This window comes from Maricaulis maris MCS10 (assembly GCF_000014745.1).
GTDB classification, from domain to species: domain Bacteria; phylum Pseudomonadota; class Alphaproteobacteria; order Caulobacterales; family Maricaulaceae; genus Maricaulis; species Maricaulis maris_A.
In genome coordinates, this window is record NC_008347.1 from 2,616,191 (window position 1) to 2,637,701 (window position 21,511).

General features: G+C 63.6%; 23 protein-coding genes. 5 read left to right on the plus strand and 18 right to left on the minus strand.

Annotated features, from left to right (window positions below; genetic code table 11):
* Positions 1 to 126 precede the first annotated feature (126 nt).
* Positions 127 to 2,487, minus strand: coding sequence for a TonB-dependent receptor (locus tag MMAR10_RS12450; RefSeq protein WP_011644342.1), 2,361 nt, complete (start codon positions 2,485 to 2,487; stop codon positions 127 to 129).
* Between the two features lie 165 nt (positions 2,488 to 2,652).
* Between MMAR10_RS12450 and MMAR10_RS12455 the strand changes: the two genes are divergently transcribed.
* The gene (locus MMAR10_RS12455; RefSeq protein ID WP_011644343.1) at positions 2,653 to 3,660 is read left to right on the plus strand and encodes an RluA family pseudouridine synthase; all 1,008 of its coding nucleotides are present in this window, start codon (positions 2,653 to 2,655) and stop codon (positions 3,658 to 3,660) included.
* Positions 3,661 to 3,718: 58 nt separating this feature from the next.
* Positions 3,719 to 4,912 carry a M24 family metallopeptidase gene (locus tag MMAR10_RS12460; protein WP_041636986.1) on the plus strand — a complete coding sequence of 398 codons (1,194 nt, stop codon included), beginning with the start codon at positions 3,719 to 3,721 and terminating at the stop codon, positions 4,910 to 4,912.
* On the opposite strand, the gene MMAR10_RS12465 is transcribed toward MMAR10_RS12460, so the two are convergent.
* The 17 genes from MMAR10_RS12465 to ruvC form a co-directional block, all read right to left on the minus strand.
* Positions 4,909 to 5,247 carry a DMT family transporter gene (locus MMAR10_RS12465; RefSeq protein ID WP_011644345.1) on the minus strand — a complete coding sequence of 113 codons (339 nt, stop codon included), beginning with the start codon at positions 5,245 to 5,247 and terminating at the stop codon, positions 4,909 to 4,911. The genes MMAR10_RS12460 and MMAR10_RS12465 overlap by 4 nt on opposite strands.
* A gap of 5 nt (positions 5,248 to 5,252) precedes the next feature.
* The gene (locus MMAR10_RS12470) at positions 5,253 to 5,894 is read right to left on the minus strand and encodes a glutathione S-transferase (RefSeq protein ID WP_011644346.1); all 642 of its coding nucleotides are present in this window, start codon (positions 5,892 to 5,894) and stop codon (positions 5,253 to 5,255) included.
* Complete coding sequence (folP, locus tag MMAR10_RS12475; protein WP_011644347.1) at positions 5,895 to 6,725, minus strand: dihydropteroate synthase; 831 nt, start codon at positions 6,723 to 6,725, stop codon at positions 5,895 to 5,897.
* 119 nt (positions 6,726 to 6,844) lie between these two features.
* A complete protein-coding gene (locus tag MMAR10_RS12480) occupies positions 6,845 to 7,348 on the minus strand; it encodes a hypothetical protein (protein ID WP_011644348.1) in 504 nt (167 codons plus the stop codon).
* A 131-nt stretch (positions 7,349 to 7,479) separates the two neighbouring features.
* The gene (gene ftsH / locus MMAR10_RS12485) at positions 7,480 to 9,366 is read right to left on the minus strand and encodes an ATP-dependent zinc metalloprotease FtsH (protein WP_011644349.1); all 1,887 of its coding nucleotides are present in this window, start codon (positions 9,364 to 9,366) and stop codon (positions 7,480 to 7,482) included.
* Between the two features lie 103 nt (positions 9,367 to 9,469).
* Positions 9,470 to 10,822, minus strand: a complete 1,353-nt coding sequence (tilS, locus tag MMAR10_RS16410; RefSeq protein WP_011644350.1) for a tRNA lysidine(34) synthetase TilS — start codon at positions 10,820 to 10,822, stop codon at positions 9,470 to 9,472.
* A 2-nt stretch (positions 10,823 to 10,824) separates the two neighbouring features.
* Entirely contained in the window at positions 10,825 to 11,700 is an 876-nt protein-coding gene (ybgF, locus tag MMAR10_RS12495) for a tol-pal system protein YbgF (RefSeq protein WP_011644351.1), read from the minus strand.
* A 108-nt stretch (positions 11,701 to 11,808) separates the two neighbouring features.
* A complete protein-coding gene (gene pal, locus MMAR10_RS12500) occupies positions 11,809 to 12,330 on the minus strand; it encodes a peptidoglycan-associated lipoprotein Pal (RefSeq protein ID WP_011644352.1) in 522 nt (173 codons plus the stop codon).
* Between the two features lie 133 nt (positions 12,331 to 12,463).
* Positions 12,464 to 13,825 (minus strand): Tol-Pal system protein TolB, encoded by a 1,362-nt coding sequence (locus tag MMAR10_RS12505; protein ID WP_011644353.1) that lies wholly within the window; start codon positions 13,823 to 13,825, stop codon positions 12,464 to 12,466.
* A gap of 27 nt (positions 13,826 to 13,852) precedes the next feature.
* A complete protein-coding gene (locus MMAR10_RS12510; RefSeq protein ID WP_011644354.1) occupies positions 13,853 to 14,668 on the minus strand; it encodes a cell envelope integrity protein TolA in 816 nt (271 codons plus the stop codon).
* 13 nt (positions 14,669 to 14,681) lie between these two features.
* Positions 14,682 to 15,116, minus strand: a complete 435-nt coding sequence (locus tag MMAR10_RS12515) for an ExbD/TolR family protein (RefSeq protein ID WP_011644355.1) — start codon at positions 15,114 to 15,116, stop codon at positions 14,682 to 14,684.
* Positions 15,117 to 15,120: 4 nt separating this feature from the next.
* Complete coding sequence (gene tolQ, locus MMAR10_RS12520; protein WP_011644356.1) at positions 15,121 to 15,789, minus strand: protein TolQ; 669 nt, start codon at positions 15,787 to 15,789, stop codon at positions 15,121 to 15,123.
* 170 nt (positions 15,790 to 15,959) lie between these two features.
* Positions 15,960 to 16,514, minus strand: coding sequence for an ester cyclase (locus tag MMAR10_RS12525; RefSeq protein WP_150099778.1), 555 nt, complete (start codon positions 16,512 to 16,514; stop codon positions 15,960 to 15,962).
* Between the two features lie 227 nt (positions 16,515 to 16,741).
* Positions 16,742 to 17,188: a tol-pal system-associated acyl-CoA thioesterase gene (gene ybgC, locus MMAR10_RS12530; RefSeq protein ID WP_324602943.1), complete on the minus strand. Its 447-nt coding sequence runs from the start codon at positions 17,186 to 17,188 to the stop codon at positions 16,742 to 16,744.
* The gene (ruvB, locus tag MMAR10_RS12535) at positions 17,185 to 18,243 is read right to left on the minus strand and encodes a Holliday junction branch migration DNA helicase RuvB (protein ID WP_011644359.1); all 1,059 of its coding nucleotides are present in this window, start codon (positions 18,241 to 18,243) and stop codon (positions 17,185 to 17,187) included. Before ruvB ends, ybgC begins: the two co-directional genes overlap by 4 nt.
* A gap of 54 nt (positions 18,244 to 18,297) precedes the next feature.
* Positions 18,298 to 18,939, minus strand: a complete 642-nt coding sequence (gene ruvA / locus MMAR10_RS12540) for a Holliday junction branch migration protein RuvA (protein WP_011644360.1) — start codon at positions 18,937 to 18,939, stop codon at positions 18,298 to 18,300.
* Positions 18,936 to 19,436, minus strand: a complete 501-nt coding sequence (ruvC, locus tag MMAR10_RS12545; protein WP_011644361.1) for a crossover junction endodeoxyribonuclease RuvC — start codon at positions 19,434 to 19,436, stop codon at positions 18,936 to 18,938. Before ruvC ends, ruvA begins: the two co-directional genes overlap by 4 nt.
* A gap of 346 nt (positions 19,437 to 19,782) precedes the next feature.
* Here ruvC and MMAR10_RS12550 point away from each other — a divergent pair, with 346 nt between their 5' ends.
* From MMAR10_RS12550 to MMAR10_RS12560, 3 genes are all read left to right on the plus strand, one after another.
* Positions 19,783 to 20,100: a hypothetical protein gene (locus MMAR10_RS12550; RefSeq protein WP_150099779.1), complete on the plus strand. Its 318-nt coding sequence runs from the start codon at positions 19,783 to 19,785 to the stop codon at positions 20,098 to 20,100.
* A gap of 186 nt (positions 20,101 to 20,286) precedes the next feature.
* Positions 20,287 to 20,826 (plus strand): hypothetical protein, encoded by a 540-nt coding sequence (locus MMAR10_RS12555; RefSeq protein ID WP_233353830.1) that lies wholly within the window; start codon positions 20,287 to 20,289, stop codon positions 20,824 to 20,826.
* Positions 20,827 to 20,883: 57 nt separating this feature from the next.
* Complete coding sequence (locus MMAR10_RS12560; RefSeq protein ID WP_011644364.1) at positions 20,884 to 21,441, plus strand: hypothetical protein; 558 nt, start codon at positions 20,884 to 20,886, stop codon at positions 21,439 to 21,441.
* The last annotated feature ends 70 nt before the right edge of the window (positions 21,442 to 21,511 follow it).

Below are 21,511 nucleotides of genomic sequence, written 5' to 3' on the forward strand. Positions count from 1 at the left end.
GTTTCGCAACGTGTTCGCCACGCTCTCATGCCTCTTCACTAGCGCGTTTGCCCGACAGTTTCACCTGCCGCAATGAACGCGGTGCGGGACGTTGGCCAACGCCCCGCACCGGGTTCGACAATCCGCTTAGAAGTCAGCGCCGATACGCACGCCCCAGAGCAGCGGCGCGCCGGCAATATAGGTCGGCATGCCAAAGGCGCCGCCGGTATTGCCGGCATCGATCAGATAGTCCTCATCGGTCAGGTTCGAGCCGTAAAGCTCGGCATGATAGCGCTCGTCCGCGCTTTCATAGCGCAGGCGGGCATTGAGCAGGCCATAGGCCTCCTGCTGCAGCACGCCGCCAAACCGGTCATTATTGTTGTCGAAGTAGATTTTCGACTGCCAGGACCAGGTCGGCATGAAGCTCAGGGAACCCCAGTCACCGGATGCGACATCCCAGTCGAGACCAAGCGCAATCGTGTGTTCCGGCGCGTAGCGGAAGCGGTTGCCCGCCAGTTCCAGCGCATTGCCGGCGCTGTCCGTGTCGTCGAACGTGGCCATGTTGTAGGCGTAGCTGACGAACAGGTTGGCGGTTTCGGCCAGGTCGAAATCACCCTGGACCTCGAGACCGTATTGCGTGGCATTACCGGCATTGTCGGTGACGAAGGAGACCGTGTTCGGATCGAAACGCGAGGACTGGAAGTTCTCGTACTCGGAGTAGAAGACCGAGCCGGAGACCGTGCCACGATCAAAGGTGATGAAAGCACCGACCTCGAGCGAGTCGACAATTTCCGCCGGCGCTTCCGAGAAGAAGGTTGGCGAGGTGGTGTCGACGGAGATCACGTCGGGGCGACGGCCACGGGCAAAGCTGGCCCAGGTGTTGATCCGGTCGGTCACGGCATAGGATGCCGCGAAACGCCAGGTGAAGTCATCGAAATCGCCGGACTGGCTGATTTCGGCGCCGTTCGGCGTGTAGGGCGTGATCAGGGTGTCACCGAAGGTCACGAAATTCGGGCCGGAGAGCGAGCGGCCATAACCGGCAGAGGTCTTGTCCTCAGCGGTATAGCGAAGACCGGCGGTCAGGGTGAGACGGTCAGTCACGGCGTAGGAAGCGTCGGCAAAGATATCCCAGGACGTGGTCTCGGCGCTGTTGGAGCCTTCCTCGAGATAGAAACTGCGCAGCGGGACGAGCTGGCCCAGCGTCAAAAGGCCAGCGACTGAATAGGGGAAGGGGTTGAGCGGATCGTCCAGATCAACACCCGGGAAGCCGTTCAGCGCCAGAAGGCCTTCCAGCTGGGCCACGGTGGCACCGAAACCGGCCGCCAGGGTTGGCGCGAGCATGGCCTGGGCGACGCGCTCATCCATCGCGATCGGAATGCGCTGTTCGCCCTCTTCGGTGAACCACAGGGCACCGACGGAACCGGTCAGGCGTCCGCCATTGTCATAGGACAGGCGGAATTCCTGGCTGAACTGCTCGCCCGTCGCATCTTCGGCGATGGCGAGGAAAGGCAGAAACGTGCCGTCCGGATCGAAAATCTCGACCGAGGCGAAGTCACGCCAGCCGGTGATCGAGCTGAGGGTCCAGGCGTCGTTGAGGGCGTAGTCGGCCAGCAGTGTCACACCGCGCACTTCGCGATCAAGGCCCAGCGGAGCGCCGCCTTCAAAGCCACCGAACGTGTTGAGCGCGGCCGGGGTGAAGGGGTCGATGTCACCACCCGGCGCCGGGATGGTGCCTGACTTGAACGAGGTGCCTGGAGGCGTGTCCTGCTGGTAGTTGGCGATCAGGTCGAAGGAGAAACGGTCGGTCGGCGCGCCCGAGAACACCATGCGCAGGGCCTGGGTGTCGCGACCCTGCAGGCCTTCGCCGCCCAGCGCATTGTCGATATAGCCATCACGTTCGCGGCTGACCGCAGCAAAGCGCAGGCCGTAATTTTCGCTCAGTGCGAAATTGACGTGGCCGCGGGCTTCGATCTGACCTTCATTGCCGGCACCGACCTCCACTGAAGCGGAGAATTCGTCATCGGCCTTGTTCTGGATGATGTTGATACCGCCGATCAGCGCACCGCGACCGAACAGGGTCGGTTGGGGCCCCTTGGCGATCTCGACACGTTCGATATCGAACAGCTCGACATAGGAGCCGCGCGAGCGGGTGATCGACACGCCATCCTGGAAGACGGCGACGCGCGTTTCCGACGTGGCTTCGCCGCTGTCCGTGGTAATGCCGCGGATCGAGTAGCCGGTATTGTTCGGGCTCTGCTCCTGCACGATCAGGCCCGGCGTGAATGCCGCCAGGTCTTCAAAGTCGGCAATGTCGAGCGCATCGAGACGTTCCTCATCAAAGGCAGAGACATTGATCGGCACATCGGCCAGCGACTGTTCGCGGAACTGGGTTGTCACGCGGATCACGTCGGTGGGCTCACCCGCATCGTCCTGGGCGAAGGTGGCGGGCGTGCTGAGTGCCAGTGCGCCAAGGGCGGCGGCGGTCAGAAGACGGGACTTCAATGTCATGATGTTACTACCTCGAACGCGCGCGGCCCCCTCGACCGCGCTTGATCCAGCGTGCTTATGCGCTGGCCATGACGCTTTGCCCACAGGCAGGTGACAGCTAAATGACGCACTGCATCAAACTGCGTGCCCGTTGCATTCAGGCATCAGCTGGGAGACTGTCGCTGCATGACCGATATCGCCGAAACCCGCACACTGGAAGCAACCGAGGAAGATGCGGGGCAGCGACTGGATCGTTGGCTGGCAGCCTCGGTTGAGTCCCTCTCACGCTCGCGCCTGAAAGCGCTGATCGAAGCCGGGCAGGTGGCGGTGGACGGCGTCGCCGTGACCGACCCCTCCGCCAAGGTACTTGCCGGAAGCGAGTATACGGTCGGCATTCCGGAACCGCGGGCCGACACACCGACACCGGAACCGATGGATCTCGATGTCCTGCACGAAGACGACCACCTGATCGTGATCAACAAGCCGGCCGGCCTGTCAGTCCACCCCGCTGCCGGGAATTGGACCGGCACGCTGGTGCACGGCCTGCTGCATCATTGCGCCGGCTCCCTGTCCGGCATTGGCGGGGTCGAGCGCCCCGGCATCGTGCACCGTCTCGACAAGGAAACATCCGGCGTCATGGTCGTGGCCAAATCGGATGTGGCGCACAAGGGGTTGAGCATCCAGTTCGCCCGACACACCGTTGAGCGGGCCTACATCGCCTTCACCCGCAATGCTCCCAGCCCGAAGGCCGGCCGGATCGCGACGCAGCTGGCCCGCTCCTCGCGCGACCGCAAGAAATTCGAGGTCCCGCATGACCCCAATTCGGAAGCCGGCAAGCATGCGATCACCAATTATACGACCCTGAAACGCTTCGGTCAGGCCGAAGGCGCGGCGATCGGCACCGGCATGGCGGCCAAGGTCGAATGCCGGCTTGAAACGGGACGCACCCACCAGATTCGTGTTCACATGGCGCATATCAACTGTCCGCTGTTGGGCGACCCGGTTTACGGGCAGAAACGCGGTCGCTTGCTCGAATATGATGATGACAGCGGAACCCTGCGCGCCTTCCGCCGCCAGGCATTGCATGCCGCGATCCTGGGCTTCGAGCATCCGGTGACCGGTGAAGCGCTGCGGTTTGAAAGCGAGCTGCCCGACGACATGAAACGCGTCGAGGCGATCCTGGAAACGCTTTGAAAGCCGCCGGATTGGATAGCCGCCACTTTTTTGGGAGACACAAATGCCAGCCAGCACAATGACACGTGGCGTGGGCGGGTCGAACGCCGCGGCGGAGCTGGCAAAGCTCACCGATCAGCTCAGCCATTGTCAGCCGATATCGGCCGAACGTCTCACCGAGCGCCTCGACGGGCTGCGCGAGCGCATGAAGGCCGCCGGACTGGATGCGGCCTGGCTCAATGCCGGCACCAATCTGACCTATTATACCGGCCTTCGCTGGCGCGCCTCGGAACGGCTGGTCGGCGCCCTTGTCACAGCCGATGGCGGTCTGACCTATCTCGGCCCGGCCTTCGAGACCGGTACGCTGGAAGCCTTCATGCACCTGCCCGCCCCGCTGGCTGTCTGGGAAGAGCATGAAAGCCCGTTTGCCCTGTTGGCCGGTCTCGACGGCGCGAGCGGCCGGCTTGGCCTCGATCCGACCACGCCGCTGGTCACTGCCAACGCCATTGCCGCCGCCTGTCGGGGCGAAATCGGGGATGCCAGCGACCTCATCCTGTCCGGCCGCATGATCAAGGATGCCGAAGAGATATCCCTGATGCAGGCGACCAAGACGGCAACGCTGGACGTGCATGCCGCCGTCGCGCGCATCCTCCGCCCCGGTATTTCCACTGGCGAGGTCACCGAGTTCATCCACGCCGCCCACAAGGCCGTCGGCGCGCCGGGCGGATCGACCTTCTGCATTGTCCTGTTCGGACCGGACACGGCCTTCCCGCATGGCGTCGCCAATCCCAAGACGCTGGATGAGGGCGACATGGTGCTGATCGATACCGGCTGCGCCATCCATGGCTATCAATCCGATATCACGCGCAGCTATGTGTTCGGTGAGCCGACCGACCATCAGCGCGAGATTTGGGAGGCCGAGAAGGCCTGTCAGCTGGCAGCCTTCCAGGCCGCACAGATTGGGGTCGCCTGCAGCGCCGTTGACGCCGCCGCGCGCACCGAGGCCGAACGACGCGGACTGGGTCCCGACTATACCTTGCCCGGCATTCCGCACCGGACCGGTCACGGCATCGGCCTCGACATCCATGAAGGACCCTATCTGGTCGGTGGTGACGACACGCCGCTGCAGGCCGGCATGTGCTTTTCCAACGAGCCGATGATCTGCGTGCCGGGTGAATTCGGCATCCGGCTGGAGGACCATTTCTACATGACGCCGACCGGTCCGCGCTGGTTCACCGAGCCGTCGCACGCGATCGATGACCCGTTCGGCTAGGTCTCGCCGCTGACCGCCTTCAGACCGATGATCCCGACCAGGATCAGGGCCAGGAAGAAGAGCCGCATATGTGTGGCCGGCTCATTGAAGACGAGAATGCCCAACGTGGCCACACCGAGCGCTCCGATCCCGGTCCACACAGCATAGGCAGTCCCGGCGGGCAATGACTTCATCGCCATCCACAAAAGCGCCATCGAGGCCGCGAGAACGGCCAACACCGCCGCATGCTGCCACCAGGGCGCGTCGCTGCGGACATATTTGAACCCCAGCGCCCAGCCCATCTCGCAAATGCCGCCCAAGACGAGCAAGGTCCAGGGATTGGTGAGAAACGCCATGCCGGTCAGGCCTCAGACTGGAAATTGCGGGCCCAGACCTCGGCAATGACCGGATCGGCCTCTGTTGCCTCGACCGCCGAGCAGAGGGCTGGTGCGGCCGACGCGAAAGCCGCCCGACCCGGATCCCAGCGGCTCATCATGGCGACATAGACATCCAGAAGGCTCAAGCGTTCACCAAGCAGGAAGGGCCCCGGCATGCCGTCAAAGGCATCATTCATCAGGGTCCACAGATCGGTCCGTCGCGTGTTGGCATTCGCCAGCAGGGTGTCATGCGTCCGACTGTCGGGATGGAAGCGGTCGGGACCATCGGTCAGGGTGAAAGTCGAATAGATCGACGAGGCGCAGAACAGAAGCCAGCGCAGATATTCCGAGCGCTCGGCCGCGTCCGGAGCCGGCGCCACATCCGCTTGCGGGTAGCGGTCCCCCAGCCAGATCAGGATGGCGGCGCTTTCGGTCATGATACGGTCGTCAGGCAGGATCAGGGCCGGTACCTGCCCGGCCGGATTGATCGCTTTCAGGCGGCGCTGGTCTGCCGCATCACCCAGCGGATCAGCCTCGACGAACTCATAGTCCGCCCCAACCAGCTCGAGCGCTGCTTCGATGCAGACCGAGCCGAACCCCGCCTTGCCGTAAAGCGTATAGCCCATTCAGGCACGCCCCTTTCGGATTGCCGCCTGGACCTTGAGGGCCTGCACCGTCATGCGGACATCATGCACGCGAACCATCGCCGCTCCGACTGCGGCCGCCCGCAGGGCCGCCGCCAGCGAGCCGCCCAGGCGCTCCATCTCGGCCGCTCCATCATCAATGGCGGCGATGAAGCGCTTGCGCGAGGCGCCGAACAGGACCGGATAGCCCAGCCCGATGACCTGATCGAGATCGTGCATGAGCGCCAGGTTGTGATCCAGCGACTTGCCGAAACCGATACCCGGATCGAGCCAGATACTGTCGGCGCTGACCCCCTTTGCCATGGCGATGTCGGCGCGCTCGGTCAGGAAGTCACAGACCTCCGACACCACGTCATCATATTGCGGATTGGCCTGCATGGTCTGTGGCGTCCCGGACATGTGCATCATGATCACCGGCACGCCCAGCTCGGCGGCTGTTTCGACCGCGCCGTCAGCACGCAAGGCCATGACATCATTCCAGATGTCCGCGCCGGCATCGACGGCGGCGCGGGCCACGACCGGCTTGAATGTGTCGATGGAAATGCGCGCTGCAGTACGCTCGCGTAGCGCCTTGATCACCGGCAGGACGCGGCGCATCTCTTCCTTGTCGGTGACCGGTGACGCGCCCGGCCGGGTCGACTCACCGCCGACATCGATGACGTCAGCACCATTTGCCAGCATTTCGAGGCCGCGCGCGACCGCCGCTTCCTGGTCGATGAAATCGCCACCATCTGAAAAACTGTCCGGCGTGACATTGAGCACGCCCATCACGAAGGGCAGACCGGTTTGGCGACGGGAGCGAAATTTGGCCATATCGTAGTGTTTCTCGGCGACAGCGGGGCTACTGCCTGCCCCTGATATACGCTGCGCCGCCACACAGCGACAATTGAAAAGCCAGCCTGCAGGCCCGGTCCGGCCCGGTCTGGATGGCGCTAGTCCGCAGCGTCGACCGGGTTGAGGTCAAGCGTGAAGCGGGAATAGACCTCGCCGGCCTCCTGGGCCAGATGGACCACTGCAGTATCGCCGCTGGCAATGGACAGCCCCGGATTTTCCGTCAGGCCGAACGGTTGCGGGGTCGAGGCATCGGCATGGACGATCATGACCTCGTAGAAGATCACGCCACCATCCAACCGGCTTGGCCGGACGCTGACCTCCAGGTCCTGTCTTTCCCCGCTGCCGGCACTGGACAGGTCGGTCACCCAGGCAGGCAGTGCCTCGAAATGGATTGTGTGCACGTCATCGCCATCGGCAAGACTGGTAAAGCTGGATGTCTGTACGAACGCGACCTGCTGATCATCCAGGGCGGCCTCGATGGCGACACGATAATGCGTGACGAGCCCGGACGACGCCCGGCCGGTGCCATCCATCCCACCCGTCGGATGGTGGGCGCAAGATGTCACGAAAACCAGCCCGAGCATTCCCAATAGTGCACGCATCCGCCCCTCCAGCATCCCTGGGTTATCGGGCCAGTAGCCGATGATTTGAATCTCCGGTCAACGAGGACCGGGCCAAGAAAAACCCCGGACCTTGGCAGGTCCGGGGTCTGGTCTTGGCAAATGTCCGCCGATCAGGCGCCTTGCGGTTCCGGACCGGTGTCCGGTTCCTCGTCCGTGCTGGGCACGGCGCTGCTCGGCGTGTCGCTCGGCGGCGGCGTGGTCTCGTCCGGACGTTCCGGCCGCTTGCCGTTCAGCAGGTCCTTGACCTCCTGACCGGACAGGATCTCGAATTCCAGCAGGCCTTCAGCCAGCGTATCGAGATCGGCCCGGCGCTCGGTCAGGATGCGGCGCGCCGTGGTCTCGGCATCTTCGATCAGGGAGCGAACTTCCTTGTCGATCAGCTCGGACGTGTCCGGTGAGATCGCCGGCGCTTCGTAGGAGCGGTTTTCATAGCGCACCCGGCCCAGCGTCTCGGACATGCCCCATTCCATCACCATGGCGCGTGCCATGCCGGTGGCCTGCTGGATGTCACTGGTCGCACCATTGGTCACATTCTCCGGACCCAGCGCGATGATCTCGGCTTCGCGGCCACCAAACAGGGAAGCCAGTCGCGACACGCAATACTGGCGCGAATAGCTGAGGCGGTCAGCCTCGGGCAGGTTGAACGTCACGCCGAGGGCGCGTCCACGCGGAATGATGGTGACTTTGTGCAGCGGGTCATGCTGCGGCATGTTCAGGCCGACAATCGCGTGGCCGGCTTCGTGATAAGCCGTCAGCTTCTTTTCGGCATCGGTCATGACCATGGACCGACGCTCCGGCCCCATCATCACCTTGTCCTTGGCATCCTCGAATTCCTGCATGGCAACGCGGCGCTTGTTGCGACGGGCGGCGAGCAGGGCGGCCTCATTGACCAGATTGGCCAGGTCGGCGCCAGAGAAACCGGGCGTGCCACGTGCGATGATCTTGACGTCGACATCCTCGCTCAGCGGAACTTCGCGCATGTGGACCTTGAGGATTTTCTCACGGCCCAGAATATCCGGATTGCCGACCACGACTTCGCGGTCGAAACGGCCCGGACGGCGCAGGGCCGGGTCGAGCACATCGGGACGGTTGGTCGCGGCGATCAGGATGATGCCTTCATTGGTCTCGAAACCGTCCATCTCGACGAGGAGCTGGTTGAGCGTCTGTTCGCGCTCGTCATTGCCGCCACCGATACCGGCGCCGCGCGAACGACCGACAGCATCGATTTCGTCGATGAAGATAATGCAGGGCGCGTTCTTCTTGGCCTGCTCGAACATGTCGCGGACACGGCTGGCGCCGACGCCGACAAACATCTCGACAAAATCAGAACCGGAGATCGAGAAGAAGGGCACATTGGCTTCGCCGGCCACCGCACGGGCGAGCAGGGTCTTACCGGTACCCGGAGGACCGACCAGCAGGGCGCCCTTGGGGATCTTGCCGCCTAGACGCTGGAACTTTGACGGGTCTTTCAGAAACTCGACGACTTCCTGCAGTTCTTCCTTGGCTTCATCGACACCGGCAACATCGTCAAAAGTCTTGCGGCCATGATGCTCGGTCAGCAGACGGGCCTTGGACTTGCCGAAACCCATCGCCCCGCCGCGTCCACCGCCCTGCATCTGGCGCATGAAGAAGATCCAGACACCGATCAGCAGCAGAAGCGGGAACCAGTTGAACAGCATGGACAGGAAGATATTGCCCTCTTCCGACGGTTCCTCGACGCGGATATTCACATCGGCTTCGCGCAGGATGCCGACAGTCTCGGTATCGGACGGCGGCAGTACCACTTCGAAACGCTCGCCAGACGCGGTCACGGCGAAAAGTGTATCGCCCTGAATGGTCGCGCTTTCGATTTCATTGCGCTCCACCCGGTCCAGAAAATCCGAGTAGGACGGCCCACGCTGGGTCGTCGCCGGATCAGCCGAGCGGCCGACCATCTGAACCAGGACCATCACCAGGACGAGGACCACGGCCCAGATCGCAATATTTCTCATAGGCATGCGTTTATCCGTTCAATCATTCGGTCATTCACGACCAGATATGGGCACTCCGACGCCCCGGCGCCAGTCGGGCTAGCAGCCCGGCGGCAACTTGCCGCGTCTGTCAGGCCATTTCAGGCTCATCAAACCATCTGACCGCCGGTTGCGGAAGCAGACGCCTGCAAAATCTGTGCGCGACCAGCGAGCGGACATGCGCGGCCTCCGCGGTCAGACTGCCTGCGACCGGCCCCAGTCCTGCCAATACCACAACCAGCCCCGCTTCGCGCGCGACAAGCAGGCCGGCCCGCGCCGCACCGGGCACCGCGTCCAATATAGCGCGGGAAGTGAGCCCGTCATATGTCTCGCCCAAAACTCCCCATTCAAGTTTGCGTGCGCTGGTGGCAATTTCAAAGCGGCCGTCAAAGACACGGCAAACATCGCTCTGGTCCGTCCATGGGTCGATGCCGTCATGATCGACCCGTCCCAGAACCGCTCCGCGGTCGCGGATCAACCAGACAGTCACGGCAGTCCCTGCCAGCACCTGGACGCCGCAACCGGTGACCGATGTGCTTGCCAGAATGGCGGCGTCGAGCGGCACCAGCCGGCCCCGTGACGGACTCACCGACTGACCGGACACCGCCATGACCAGGGCGTCCAGCAAGGTAAGCCGTACCGCCGGGACAATCCGTGACCAGGCCGCCCTGTCGATGCTCACACCGCCCCAGGCGTGAACCACCAGCGCAGCTTGACCGCAGTGCCAGGCCGCACGCCGTTCCGCTGCATGGACCGGACGCAACAGCGCTCCCAGCTCTGCGAACCGATCCGGCTGGAAGCCAGCCTCGCTTAATAGCCCGAGATCTCCGCGTGCCCGGACCCGCGCATAGCGATCATCCTCATTGGACGGGTCATCGACCCAGTCGATCCCGGCATCGGACAGGACGCGGCGCAATTCGGCACGGGTCACATCCAGGCACGGCCGAAGCAAATCGAGATCGCGTCCTTCCGGCCAGACAGGCGATGGCGCCCTGTCAGACATCACCGCCGCACTGCGCCAGCTGCCACCCGCTGCCAGTCGGAGCCAGACGGTTTCGGACTGGTCGTCGCGGGTGTGCGCAAGCGCCAATTCCGTCAAACCCAAATCCCGACAGGCCCGGGCCAGCAGCCGGTGGCGGGCGTCACGGGCCCGCGCCTGCAATCCTGCGCCAGGGCGCGCATCATCCCAGGTGAGGCAGGTGCAGGGCCAGCCCAGACGGTCAGCCATGGCGGCGACATGGTTCGCCTCATCGGCACTGGATTTGCGCAAGCCATGATCAACCGTCAGGACTTGCAGGGAACGGCCATTCGCCCGGGCCCAATCCGACGCGATCACCAGCAGGGCGAGACTGTCTCCGCCGCCGGAACAGGCGATCCCCAGCGGGCCCTCCCCGGCAAGCCGGCCGAGAGCTGACCTGACGGTTTGGACAGCCCGCGCGACCACGCCTAGCGGCAGTTGGCGCGCACCGACTCCCGGGCCGCCCGCGCTTGCGAAGCCGGAGCGGCGTTGGGGAATTGGCGCCCGAAGCGGGCCAGGGTCGAACACGCATCCTCGGTCCGGCCCATGCCATGAAGCGAGGCGGCCAGGCGTACCAGGGCATCCGGTGCCTTCTCGCCTGACGGTTGCAGGCGCAAGGAGGCAATGAAGGCGTCCGCTGCCTGCGTGAAGTCACTGCGCACATAGAAGGTTTCGCCCAACCAGTATTGGGCCTGAGCTGTCAGGGCATGATCGGGATTGTCGGCGATAAAGCCTTCGAACCCGGCCTGGGCGCCGATAAAGTCGCTGTCGACCAATCGTGCCCGCGCCGCTTCGAAAATGACGGCCGGGTCGACCGGCGCCATCTCGGTCACAGACGATGCACCGCCGCCACCGAGCACGCCGGTTGCCGCCGCCCGGGCCTCGGCATGGGGGTCATCCGGATCGACGATCGCAATCGCGGAACCATCGACTTCCGGTGCGGCCCCATCAAGGCCTTCATTCATCCACGCGACCGCTGCATCATCCATTATGGGTTCCGCTGGCCGCTGGTTGGCCTCCACTTCCGCTTCAAGCGCTTCGACCTGTTGCCGCAATTGACGATTTTCGAAATTGAGGCGCTCGGTTTCACCGGTCAGGGACTGGACCTGGTATTCAAGCTCATCCATCCGCCGGATCAGGGCTTCGGCGACCGGGTCACCGGCCATGAATTCCGACTCCAGATTGCCGAGGCGCACTTCCGTTGCGTCGATGCGTTCGGCGAGTTCCCGGCGGGACTGGGCCTGGGAGGGAGCGCTGAGGGCAATGGCCGCCGTGAGCGCGAAAAGGCAAACAAATCTGATCATGAGAACGCACCTAACGGAAGAGGACGGCGAAATTGCGGCCCGGCGCCGGAATTGAAAACGCCCGCGACGGACCAGTCACGGGCGTTTCCTGTTTCATGCGGCGGCAGTCTAGTTGGTATAACCGCTCAGCAAGGTCGTGGTGGCGTTGCGGTTGACCGCCCAGCAGGTTTCCGAGGACTGCGAGCAGCTCGGCCGTTCCTTGCCATAGGAGGTCGTGGAAATCCGCGACGGGTCGACGCCCTGGCTGATCAGATAGGTACGCGCCGCGCTGGCACGACGGGCACCAAGCGCCAGGTTGTATTCACGCGTGCCGCGCTCGTCGCAATTGCCGGCGACAAGGATGCGGGTGCCCGGATAGGAGGCGAGCCAAGCGGCCTGGCGGCGCAGCGTGGCACGCGCTTCATCCGAGAGATCGTGGCGGTCGAGACCGTAGAAGACACGGTCACCGGCTGTTGCGACAAAATGATCCGGCGAGCCAGCCATCGGGCCGGTTTCGATCGGACGGGTATCCTCGATAGGCGGATCAACAGGGCGCGTGTCCCGTACCGGTGCGGTATCTTCGACCGGTGTAGACGCACAAGCGGTCGCAAACGCCCCAAGCGCCGCAATAGCAAACAGTTTGATTTTCATAATGTTACACCCTCATCCAGCCCAAGCAAACAAAGCCTGTGACTTACTCCCAATCACGCATGGCGTGATATCGAACCGACGACGGCCCCCCCAATGGTGCCGTTTACCGGATAAAACGTTACGCAGAAATCCTTCACTCAATCAAGGGCGACCATGCCGGGTCGGACGCCATTCCGCCTGTTGCCAGCCGCCGCAGGTTGAAACCGGCAAGGTCCACGCTCCAGATTTCATATCGGGTACCATTGGCGCGTTGCTCGCCCCGAGTGAACAACAAAACGCGTCCATTCGGCGACCAGGCGGGGGTATCAACGAAGTAGCCTTCAAAAAGGATGCGTTCGATACCAGAGCCATCCGCACGGACCACGCCCAGCGAAAACTGGCCGCCAACCTGTTTGGTGAAGGCAATCAGATCGCCGCGCGGCGACCAGACGGGTGTCGTATAGCGGCCGGATCCGAAGGTAATGCGCTGAACGTCGCTGCCATCGCGGTTCATCACATAGAGTTGCGAGCCACCGCCGCGGGCCGAGGAAAAGACAATCCGCTCGCCATCCGGTGCGAAGGACGGCTCGACATCATCAGCCGGGTGCTGGGTCAGGCGCTGGAGATTGCGGGTCTGCAGGTCGAACAAGTGAATGTCGTGTCCTGACCGTGTCTCGATCGACACCGCCAGTTCCGAGCCATCCGGCGAGAAACGCGCTGACAGGCTCTGCCCGTCCGGATCGACCTGGCTGGCAGCGCCGGCACCACCAGAGGCGAACAGGGCCTCCTGTCGACCGGTCTCGAGATTGTAGAGATAGGTCGTCGCCTGGCCGTCGAGGAAGGACACATAGGTGATTTCCTGGGCGCTGGGCGAATAGTTCGGCAACAGGGCCATGTAGGAACGGTCGGTGAGGAAGGACGGGTTGGCACCGTCCTGGTCCATCAAAGCGAGCTGGCGGATCGGCTCGCCCTCGATGCCGCGACCTTCCGAGACATAGACGATGCGGGTGTTGAAATAGCCGGTCTCGCCGGTCAGGCGTTCATAGACGGCATCGGCCAGGCGATGGGCCACCCGGCGCCAGTTTTCCGGCGCGGTGCGGTATTGCAGGCCCAGAAGCTGTTCCTCGAGGCGGGTGTCCCAAAGGCGGAAACCGACGACCAGACGGCCATCCTCCTGGATGGTGACGCTGCCGACCAGAAGCGCATCGGCATTGATCACCCGCCAATCCGAAAAGCGCGGACGCAGGTCGATATTGGCGATGTCCTCGATGAAGGCGTCCTGGTCGACCGGCGCGAACAGGCCGGAGCTGGCCAGGTCATTGGCGACCACGCGGGTGATGTCGGCGCCGCGGCGCAGGGCCTCGTCCGACGCGCCCACAAAATCAGGCACGGCGATCGGCATCGGATCGAGATTGCCCTGGGTCACATCGACCCGCAGCGGTTCCTGGGCATCGGAGGCGGCGGACCAGCCAATCAGGGCGAGGAGCGCAGCGAACAGGACAAAAATTCGGGTCATGGGACAGGGTCTCCGGAACGAATGTGACTAGCCACCGTATAAGGACGGCGAAAAATTGACCTCAATTTGACGCCACTCGGAATAGGCTTCCGGCGGCAGCGGATAAGGCTGGCACTGGACGGCCGCGCGCAAGGCCCGCTCGCCGGCCACGCGCAAATAGGGATTGGGCGAATTGAGGATGCGGGCCTGGTCGGTCAGGCGCGGTGGCCCGGTCAGCTCGCCGGACCGGTCCAGATTGAGCACAAGCTGGACCGCCAGCTCATTGGGCTCGGGCGCATCCAGCGATGCGCGCCAGCAGCGCGACAGGTGAGAGCGTATCATGGCCTGCAGGGTCGCCGTCATCTGTTCACCATCACCGACCGCCGCACGCAACGGGCCTTCGTCAACGGCCTGGGCATCGCGCGTTTCCGCGACACTTCTGGACAGATCACCCAGCATGTCATTCAGGGACGGCTCAGCCGGGCGGCGTTCCGGTGCGGGGCGTTCCGGTGCGGGTTCCGGGGCCTCTTCCACGGGATCCGGCTCCGGTTCCGGTTCGGGCTCAGTCGGCGCTTCCGGGGTCTCGTCAATGATTTCGGGTTCAGCCTCGACCGGCTCGGGCTCCGGAGCGGGCTCAGGTTCCGGCTCGTCGATCACATCATCGATCGTCTCGGCCGGTTCCTCCTCCACGACCGGTTCCGGGTCCGGACGCGCGGCGCGGATATTGGTTGTCTCACCCAGGGTCACCAGCTCGATCGGGACAATCGGCGTTGCCTCGAACACGCTGGTCATGCGGGGCAGATAGATCAACCCCGCAGCGATGACACCGCCGTGTACGAAAAGGGAGAGAACAAGACCACGCACCAGATTGTCGCCGTTACTGCTGCACCGGGTCCGTCACCAGGCCCAGATTGGAGAAACCGGCCGCGTTGATACGCGCCATCACGCGCGCCACGTCACCATAAGCGGCACCATCATCGGCGCGAATATAGATGCGAGCGTCAAAACCCGTTCCGGCGATGGCCCGCAGGCGCGGCACCAGCTCGGTTAGCGGGATTTCGGTTTCCTGGAGATAGATCAGCCCGTCCGCATTGACGGTCACTGTCAGCGGCTCCTCACCAGCTGGCAGGTTGCGAGCCTCGGTTTCCGGCAGATTGACCGGAACGCCCACCGTGAGAAGAGGCGCGGTGATCATGAAGACGATCAGCAGGACCAGCATCACATCCACGAAGGGCGTGACATTGATTTCCGCCTTCGGCTTCCAGCGGGCACGTCCGCGACCGGATCCGCCACTGTCGAGCGACACAGCCATCGGCCTACACCCCGTCGCGGTCGGCGAGGGCCGACAGCTCGTCGACGAAACCGTCCAAACGGGACCCGTATTTGGCGAGGTTGGCGGACAGGGCGTTGAAGAAGATCACCGCCGGGATAGCCGCCAGGAGACCCAGTGCCGTGGCAAAAAGCGCTTCGGCGATACCCGGTGCGACCACTGCCAGATTGGTATCCTGGGATGCGGCGATCGAGCGGAAGGCATTCATGATGCCCCAGACCGTGCCAAACAGACCCACGAACGGCGCGGCCGACGCGATCGTCGCGAGAATACCCAGCCCGCCTTCGGACTCGGTCATCTGACGACCGGCTTCGGCGCCGGCAGCCTTGGCCACACGCCCACCCGGGTTGTCGCCTTTCCATTCACGCAAACCTGCCGCGAAAACACGAGAGAAGGGCTCACGGGCATTCTTGGCGAACTGGTCAGACAGGGCATCGAGTGACCTGCCGGACCAGAACTCGCGTTCAAACTGCCGGCCCTTCGCGTGCAGACCGCGCAATTGCAGCGACTTGTCGATGGCAATGGCCCAGGACCAGATCGACATGAAGGCGAGAATGCCCATCACACCTTTTACCACCCAGTCGGCGCGCATGAACAAGGCATAGAAGGAGAAACCCTCCACGACCTGCGCGATTTCGACGACAGAAGACTCCATGACGCTCACCCTTGCGCTTCGGATCCACGCACGCGGTTCCGATACCGTTTTTCACAAACCGTCCGGCGCCTTGCAGACTCCATGCCTGCGCTGACGCATTCCGCCCGGAACGGTTCCTGCCTATCGAATACGGCAAATTTCAGGAGGTGATAACCGCAAATACTGCGCGATCACGTCTCGTCGTTGTGCGCAACCGAGTGCGCGGCGACGGCTTCGACCACATCCCAGTGCTCGACGATGCGTCCGGCTTCCAGGCGCATAAGGTCGCAGGCCCTAAAGGATTCACCATCCAGGTCAAAGCAGGAGAAGACGGCGACATAGGCGCCTTCGCCGACAATATCGTCAACGCCATGATAGACTAATCCCGGTCGCGGCCGGCGTCGTGCGACCAGCGCGTCCAGCCCTTCAGGGCGACAACAGCTGCCAGGCGTGTGACTGACAAAACGTCCCCGATCGATGAAGGCATCACGATGCTCGGCCCCGCCTTCACGCACGACCATCTGGATGAAGGCACTCACCTGCGCCTTGTTGAGCGAGGCCTCGTCCTTCAGGCTTGGGTCGCGCTCAGCCGCGCCGGAAACGGCACAATAGTCTCCGTCAGGAGAAAAACGGGCCGACACCTGGCGTTTGACGGTCATCAATCCGGCCGACGACCGCCGAACAAGGCTCATCGTCACCCAGACTTCACCTCCAGCGACCGGTTCATGCACAGAATGCATGAACATGTCGGCGCCATCCTGAAGCACGCGGGCAATATTGAATTCGAAATTGGGAGGGGGAGCCGGCGAACAGGAGGAACCCGGCCCGGTACGTTGCGGTGTTTTCCAGATTTCAGCCAAGAACTACCCCTTTACTTCCTACAGGGGTAATCGTCACGGAGCGCTCGGGCAAGTCATCTCGCCTGTAAAGATTCCGCGATCATTGCTTTTGCGAGTTAGTAACACTGCCGTGTTCAAACATAGCTGAGCCACTTGTTGCGCATCCATGCCGGCGGACGCTTTGCACGCCCCGCACCATCGATGCATACAGCCTCAACACAAGCCGACGCGACCAATTCATCTGCCCGGTGAATTGTCTGCTCCATCATCAGGCGAGCCCCGACCTGCGGCCGGAAACCGGTCCCGACGACCAGAACATCATCAACACGGGCAGCGCGGACAAATTCGACCGACATGCGGCGTACGGCAAAGGCCAGGGCCGGTTCCATCGCGGCCAGCTCTGAATGATGGATACCGCAGGCCCGCAGGCTCTCGGTACGTCCCCGTTCGAAGAAATGGAGATAGCGTGCATGATAGACCACACCGGAAAAATCCGTGTCCTCGTAATAGACTCGGACCGGAAGCCTGTGGGTGTGATCGTCGCCGAAGGCGCCCGACGCCGGCTGCATCATATCGGTCATTTCCCGAACAAGCCTCCAGGCGCAGCAGGCTGACCGCTTTGGGGCGGTACCAGTCCCAGATGTTCCCAGGCCCGGCCCGTGGCAAGGCGGCCACGCGGCGTGCGCTGGATGAAGCCTTGCTGGATCAGGAAAGGCTCGACGACATCTTCCAGAGCGTCCCGGGCCTCGGCCAGCGCCGCGGCGAGGGTTTCAACGCCGACCGGCCCTCCGCCGAAACTTTCTGTGAGGGCCCGCAGGTATCGCCGGTCGAGGCTATCGAGGCCGATCGCATCCACCTCCAGCCGTTTCAACGCCCGATCCGCCACTGCCTCGGAGATATGATCGGCATCCTCCGCTTCGGCGAAATCACGCACGCGTCGCAACAGACGCCCGGCCACTCGCGGAGTCCCGCGGGCGCGGCGGGCGATCTCCCGGGCTCCGTCCGGCGTCGCCCCGATACCGAGCTTGTCCGCGGCTCGCGTCACGATAAAGCCGAGCTCGGCCTCGTCATAGAATTCCAGTCGAACGGGAACCCCGAACCGGTCCCTGAGGGGAGTTGCCAACAGGCCCGCGCGCGTCGTCGCACCGACCAGGGTGAAAGGTGGCAACTCGATCCGGACCGTGCGGGCCGAAGGCCCCTCCCCGATCACCAGGTCGAGGCAGAAATCTTCCATGGCCGGATAGAGAATTTCCTCAACCGCAGGTGCCAGGCGATGGATTTCATCAATGAACAGGACATCGCGCGGCTCGAGATTTGTGAGGATGGCGGCCAGATCGCCGGCCTTTGCGATCACCGGGCCTGACGTGGCGCGAAACCCGACACCCATCTCTCGCGCCACGATCTGGGCAAGGGTCGTTTTGCCCAGGCCGGGAGGGCCGGACAGCAGGACATGATCCAGGGCTTCCTCGCGCCGACGCGCCGCGTCAACGAAGACCTTCAGATTGGCAATGGCCGCTTTCTGGCCGACGAAATCCGAAAAAGAGAGCGGGCGCAGGGCGCGGTCCCGCCCGTCGCCCGGCTGCATGTCCCGGTCCACCAGGCGCTCCGCCTCGGTCTGGTCGAATTCCTCAGTCATCACGGTTCGGGTCTAGCGCGATCCCAACGCCCGCGTCCACGCGATTGCGACCGGTCACGCTGCGAGTTCCTTCAGCGACAGACGAATCACATCGCCAAGCGGCGCTTCGGAGTCGGCATCCCTCAGGATTTTCGCGACGGCCTGTCGGGCTTGGCTTTCGTTGTATCCGAGATTGACCAAGGCCGAGACCGCATCTTCGCGAGCCAGGCTGTCTCCCCCGGCCGGGGCGACCGGTGCTCCTCCAGTGGTTCCGTCATCGGAGTGAACGGGCAGGCCGATAGAGAAGCTGCGACCGGTTGGCGGCGCCTTGTCCTTCAGCTCGGTAGCGATGCGGGTTGCCAGTTTCGGCCCGACACCCTTGGCGCGGGCAAAGGTCGACTTGTCGCCCAGCGCGGCAGCATTGGCGATCTCGCTGACCGGAACCGTATCCAGGATCGCAAAGGCCGCCTTCGCCCCGACGCCCTGGATGTTCTGCAAATGGACGAACCAGGCGCGGTCGATGTCGTCGAGAAATCCATACAGCTTGAAGGCGTCCTCACGGACATGGGTTTCGATATGCAGGACAATGTCCTGGTCGGGCTCAAGACGCGACAGCGTCCGCGCCCCAGCCCCGACCAGATAGCCCACACCCGAAACATCCAGCACAAGTTCATCGGCGCCCAGTGCCGCAACGCGCCCCGTCAACATCCCGATCATGCTGCGCTCCCCAGGCTGGTCGCCCGGCGGTGGTGGGCGTGACAGATGGCAATTGCGAGTGCATCCGCCGCATCCGCCGTCGCCTTGGTGCCCGGCAACAGGATGCCGACCATTGCGGCGACCTGTGCCTTGTCGGCCGCGCCGGTTCCGACGACTGACTTCTTGACCAGCCGGGCCGCGTATTCCGCAACCGGCAATCCGGCGCGCGCCGGCGCCAGCATTGCGGCCGCCCGGGCATGTCCGAGCTTGAGCGCCGATGCGGCATTGGCAGCCATGAAGGCTTCCTCGATCGCGGCTTCGTCCGGGCCGTGTTGCCGGACCAGATCACCAACAGAATTGAACAAATGCATGAGCCTTTCTGACAGCGGCGCTGCGGTCGGCGGCGTCACGACGCCATGGGCAATTGCGCTCAGTCGCGATCCTTCGACGCGTATCACCCCCCAGCCCATTCGCCTCAAGCCCGGGTCAATTCCCAGAATTCGCACGGATAATGCCATTGGCTCCTCCCGACGCGGTCCAGCTAACACCAGTCCGGCACACGGAACAAGACAAGAACGACAGCCCCCGCGGTACTCAACGTCCTGATCAGCCTATTCTTGCAAGCTAATCGCATTCGCAATGAAAAATCAGTGCAAACCATTCTCATAGTCATTTTTATTGCGGATCATTATCATGAATACTCATATGCCATTGTTATTTCACGTTTTAATTTATTCACCTTTTGTTTGATCCGTGCCATTCGCACGCCTAGACTCAGACAGGCTTTACAACAGGTTCCGGAAGTTCGGAGCCAACGCACATATAGATCCAGGGGGATTTTGAAACATGGCCAAAAAAGGCAAATTGAGCCGTCGTTCGTTCCTGACGCGCGTCGCTGGCGGGACCATTGCCACGGGCGCCATCGCCACCGTTGCGGGCGCCGCAGTCGTGCAGCGCTACTCAGACGCCGATCCGGTTGATGGGGTTGCCCGCACCGGGATCACTGACTCGGATCCGAATGACTATGCCAACCACGGCACCAGCCGCACCGGTCGCACCGACAGCGACAGCGGCTCCTGTGCCGACCAGGCCGGTTTTGGTCGCGGCAACACTGGCTATACAGACACAGACAGCTCCGGCTGCTCCGACCCGGGCGGCCGCGGCCGCGGCCCGAGCCTGTAAGACACATGCAACGGCGCCTTCAGGCGCCGTTGTCATATTCTGATCGTGAGGGACGCCAGGCAATTCGTGGGGGATTGCCGGACACGATAAAGAGGTATCTTCATGGCCAAAAAAGGTAAGCTCAGCCGCCGCTCGTTCTTGACGAGAGTGGCCGGCACAGCCCTTGCCACCGGCGCAGCAGGTGCCGTGACCGGCACAGCAAGCGCTCAAAACCGCACCGGCCGCACCGACAGTGACACCGGCAGCTATGCCGACCGGGCCGGTTATGGCCGCACCGGAGCCACGGACAGCGACGGCGGCGCCAATGCTGACCGGGCCGGCTACGGGCGCGGCAGCTCCGGCATTACCGACAGCGATAGCGGTGCCTATGCTGACCCCGCTGGCAATGGACGGGGAAGCTCCGGCATCACGGACAGCGATAGCGGTGCTTATGCCGACCCGGCTGGCAATGGTCGCGGACGTTCCGGCATCACGGACAGCGACACAGGCTCGTATGCCGATCCCGCCGGCAATGGCCGCGGACGGCGCTCATCCGGGGTCACTGACAGCGATACGGGCACATACGCTGACCCTGTCGGCAATGGTCGTGGACGCTCAGGGGTCACCGACAGTGACAGCGGAGCCTATGCCGACCCAGCCGGAAACGGGCGCGGTCGCCGTTCCTGCTCCGACAGCGATTCAGGCACATACGCCGACCCCGGCGGCCGCGGTCGACGCTGCCGTTAATCGAGACGTGAGCCGGGCTCGATCTGGTCGGGCCCGGAACCACACAGGGAGGCATAAATGGCCAAACGTGGAAAACTTTCCCGCCGTTCGTTTCTGACCCGGGTCGCCGGAGCGGCCGTCGTGACCGGCGCCGCCGGAACCGTGGCGGGCTGCGCGACGACCGGCTACACTGACAGTGACAGCGGAGCCTATGCTGACCCGGCCGGAGCCGGGCGCGGCGGACGCCGCACAACCGGCGTTACGGATAGTGACACCGGCCGCTATGCCGATCCGGTCGGCAATGGCCGCGGCGGCGGCGTGACCGACAGCGACACAGGCCGCTATGCCGACCCTGTTGGCGGCGGGCGCGGCGGTGGCATCACCGATGCTGACAGCGGCAACTATGCTGATCCGGCCGGTCGCGGACGCGGTAGCTCGGGAATCACCGACAATGACAGCGGCAGCTATGCTGACCCCGCCGGACGTGGACGCGGCGGCAACTACCGCGGCACCACCGACAGCGATACCGGTCGCTATGCCGACCCGGTTGGCGGAGGACGCGGCGGCAGCCGGTCCTGCACCGACAATGACTCCGGCAATTACGCTGATCCCGCCGGTGGGGGCCGACGCTGCTAGGCAATAATCGCTGACGAAGAACCCCTCCCGCTCCGGCGCGAGGGGTTTTTCATGCCTGCGACACTATTGA

Excerpts from the sequence above, each read along its gene's own strand:
- ftsH (WP_011644349.1), bottom strand. The coding sequence starts at position 9,366 with ATGCCTATGAGAAATATTGCGATCTGGGCCGTGGTCCTCGTCCTGGTG.
- MMAR10_RS12515 (WP_011644355.1), bottom strand. The coding sequence starts at position 15,116 with ATGGCTGTGTCGCTCGACAGTGGCGGATCCGGTCGCGGACGTGCCCGC.
- MMAR10_RS12480 (WP_011644348.1), bottom strand. The coding sequence starts at position 7,348 with ATGCGTGCACTATTGGGAATGCTCGGGCTGGTTTTCGTGACATCTTGC.
- folP (WP_011644347.1), bottom strand. The coding sequence starts at position 6,725 with ATGGCCAAATTTCGCTCCCGTCGCCAAACCGGTCTGCCCTTCGTGATG.
- MMAR10_RS12470 (WP_011644346.1), bottom strand. The coding sequence starts at position 5,894 with ATGGGCTATACGCTTTACGGCAAGGCGGGGTTCGGCTCGGTCTGCATC.
- ybgF (WP_011644351.1), bottom strand. The coding sequence starts at position 11,700 with ATGATCAGATTTGTTTGCCTTTTCGCGCTCACGGCGGCCATTGCCCTC.
- MMAR10_RS12455 (WP_011644343.1), top strand. The coding sequence starts at position 2,653 with ATGACCGATATCGCCGAAACCCGCACACTGGAAGCAACCGAGGAAGAT.
- MMAR10_RS12560 (WP_011644364.1), top strand. The coding sequence starts at position 20,884 with ATGGCCAAACGTGGAAAACTTTCCCGCCGTTCGTTTCTGACCCGGGTC.
- MMAR10_RS12505 (WP_011644353.1), bottom strand. The coding sequence starts at position 13,825 with ATGACCCGAATTTTTGTCCTGTTCGCTGCGCTCCTCGCCCTGATTGGC.
- MMAR10_RS12525 (WP_150099778.1), bottom strand. The coding sequence starts at position 16,514 with ATGTTCATGCATTCTGTGCATGAACCGGTCGCTGGAGGTGAAGTCTGG.
- pal (WP_011644352.1), bottom strand. The coding sequence starts at position 12,330 with ATGAAAATCAAACTGTTTGCTATTGCGGCGCTTGGGGCGTTTGCGACC.
- ruvC (WP_011644361.1), bottom strand. The coding sequence starts at position 19,436 with ATGGCATTATCCGTGCGAATTCTGGGAATTGACCCGGGCTTGAGGCGA.
- ybgC (WP_324602943.1), bottom strand. The coding sequence starts at position 17,188 with ATGACCGATATGATGCAGCCGGCGTCGGGCGCCTTCGGCGACGATCAC.
- MMAR10_RS12460 (WP_041636986.1), top strand. The coding sequence starts at position 3,719 with ATGACACGTGGCGTGGGCGGGTCGAACGCCGCGGCGGAGCTGGCAAAG.
- tolQ (WP_011644356.1), bottom strand. The coding sequence starts at position 15,789 with ATGGAGTCTTCTGTCGTCGAAATCGCGCAGGTCGTGGAGGGTTTCTCC.
- MMAR10_RS12450 (WP_011644342.1), bottom strand. The coding sequence starts at position 2,487 with ATGACATTGAAGTCCCGTCTTCTGACCGCCGCCGCCCTTGGCGCACTG.
- ruvA (WP_011644360.1), bottom strand. The coding sequence starts at position 18,939 with ATGATCGGGATGTTGACGGGGCGCGTTGCGGCACTGGGCGCCGATGAA.
- ruvB (WP_011644359.1), bottom strand. The coding sequence starts at position 18,243 with ATGACTGAGGAATTCGACCAGACCGAGGCGGAGCGCCTGGTGGACCGG.
- MMAR10_RS12465 (WP_011644345.1), bottom strand. The coding sequence starts at position 5,247 with ATGGCGTTTCTCACCAATCCCTGGACCTTGCTCGTCTTGGGCGGCATT.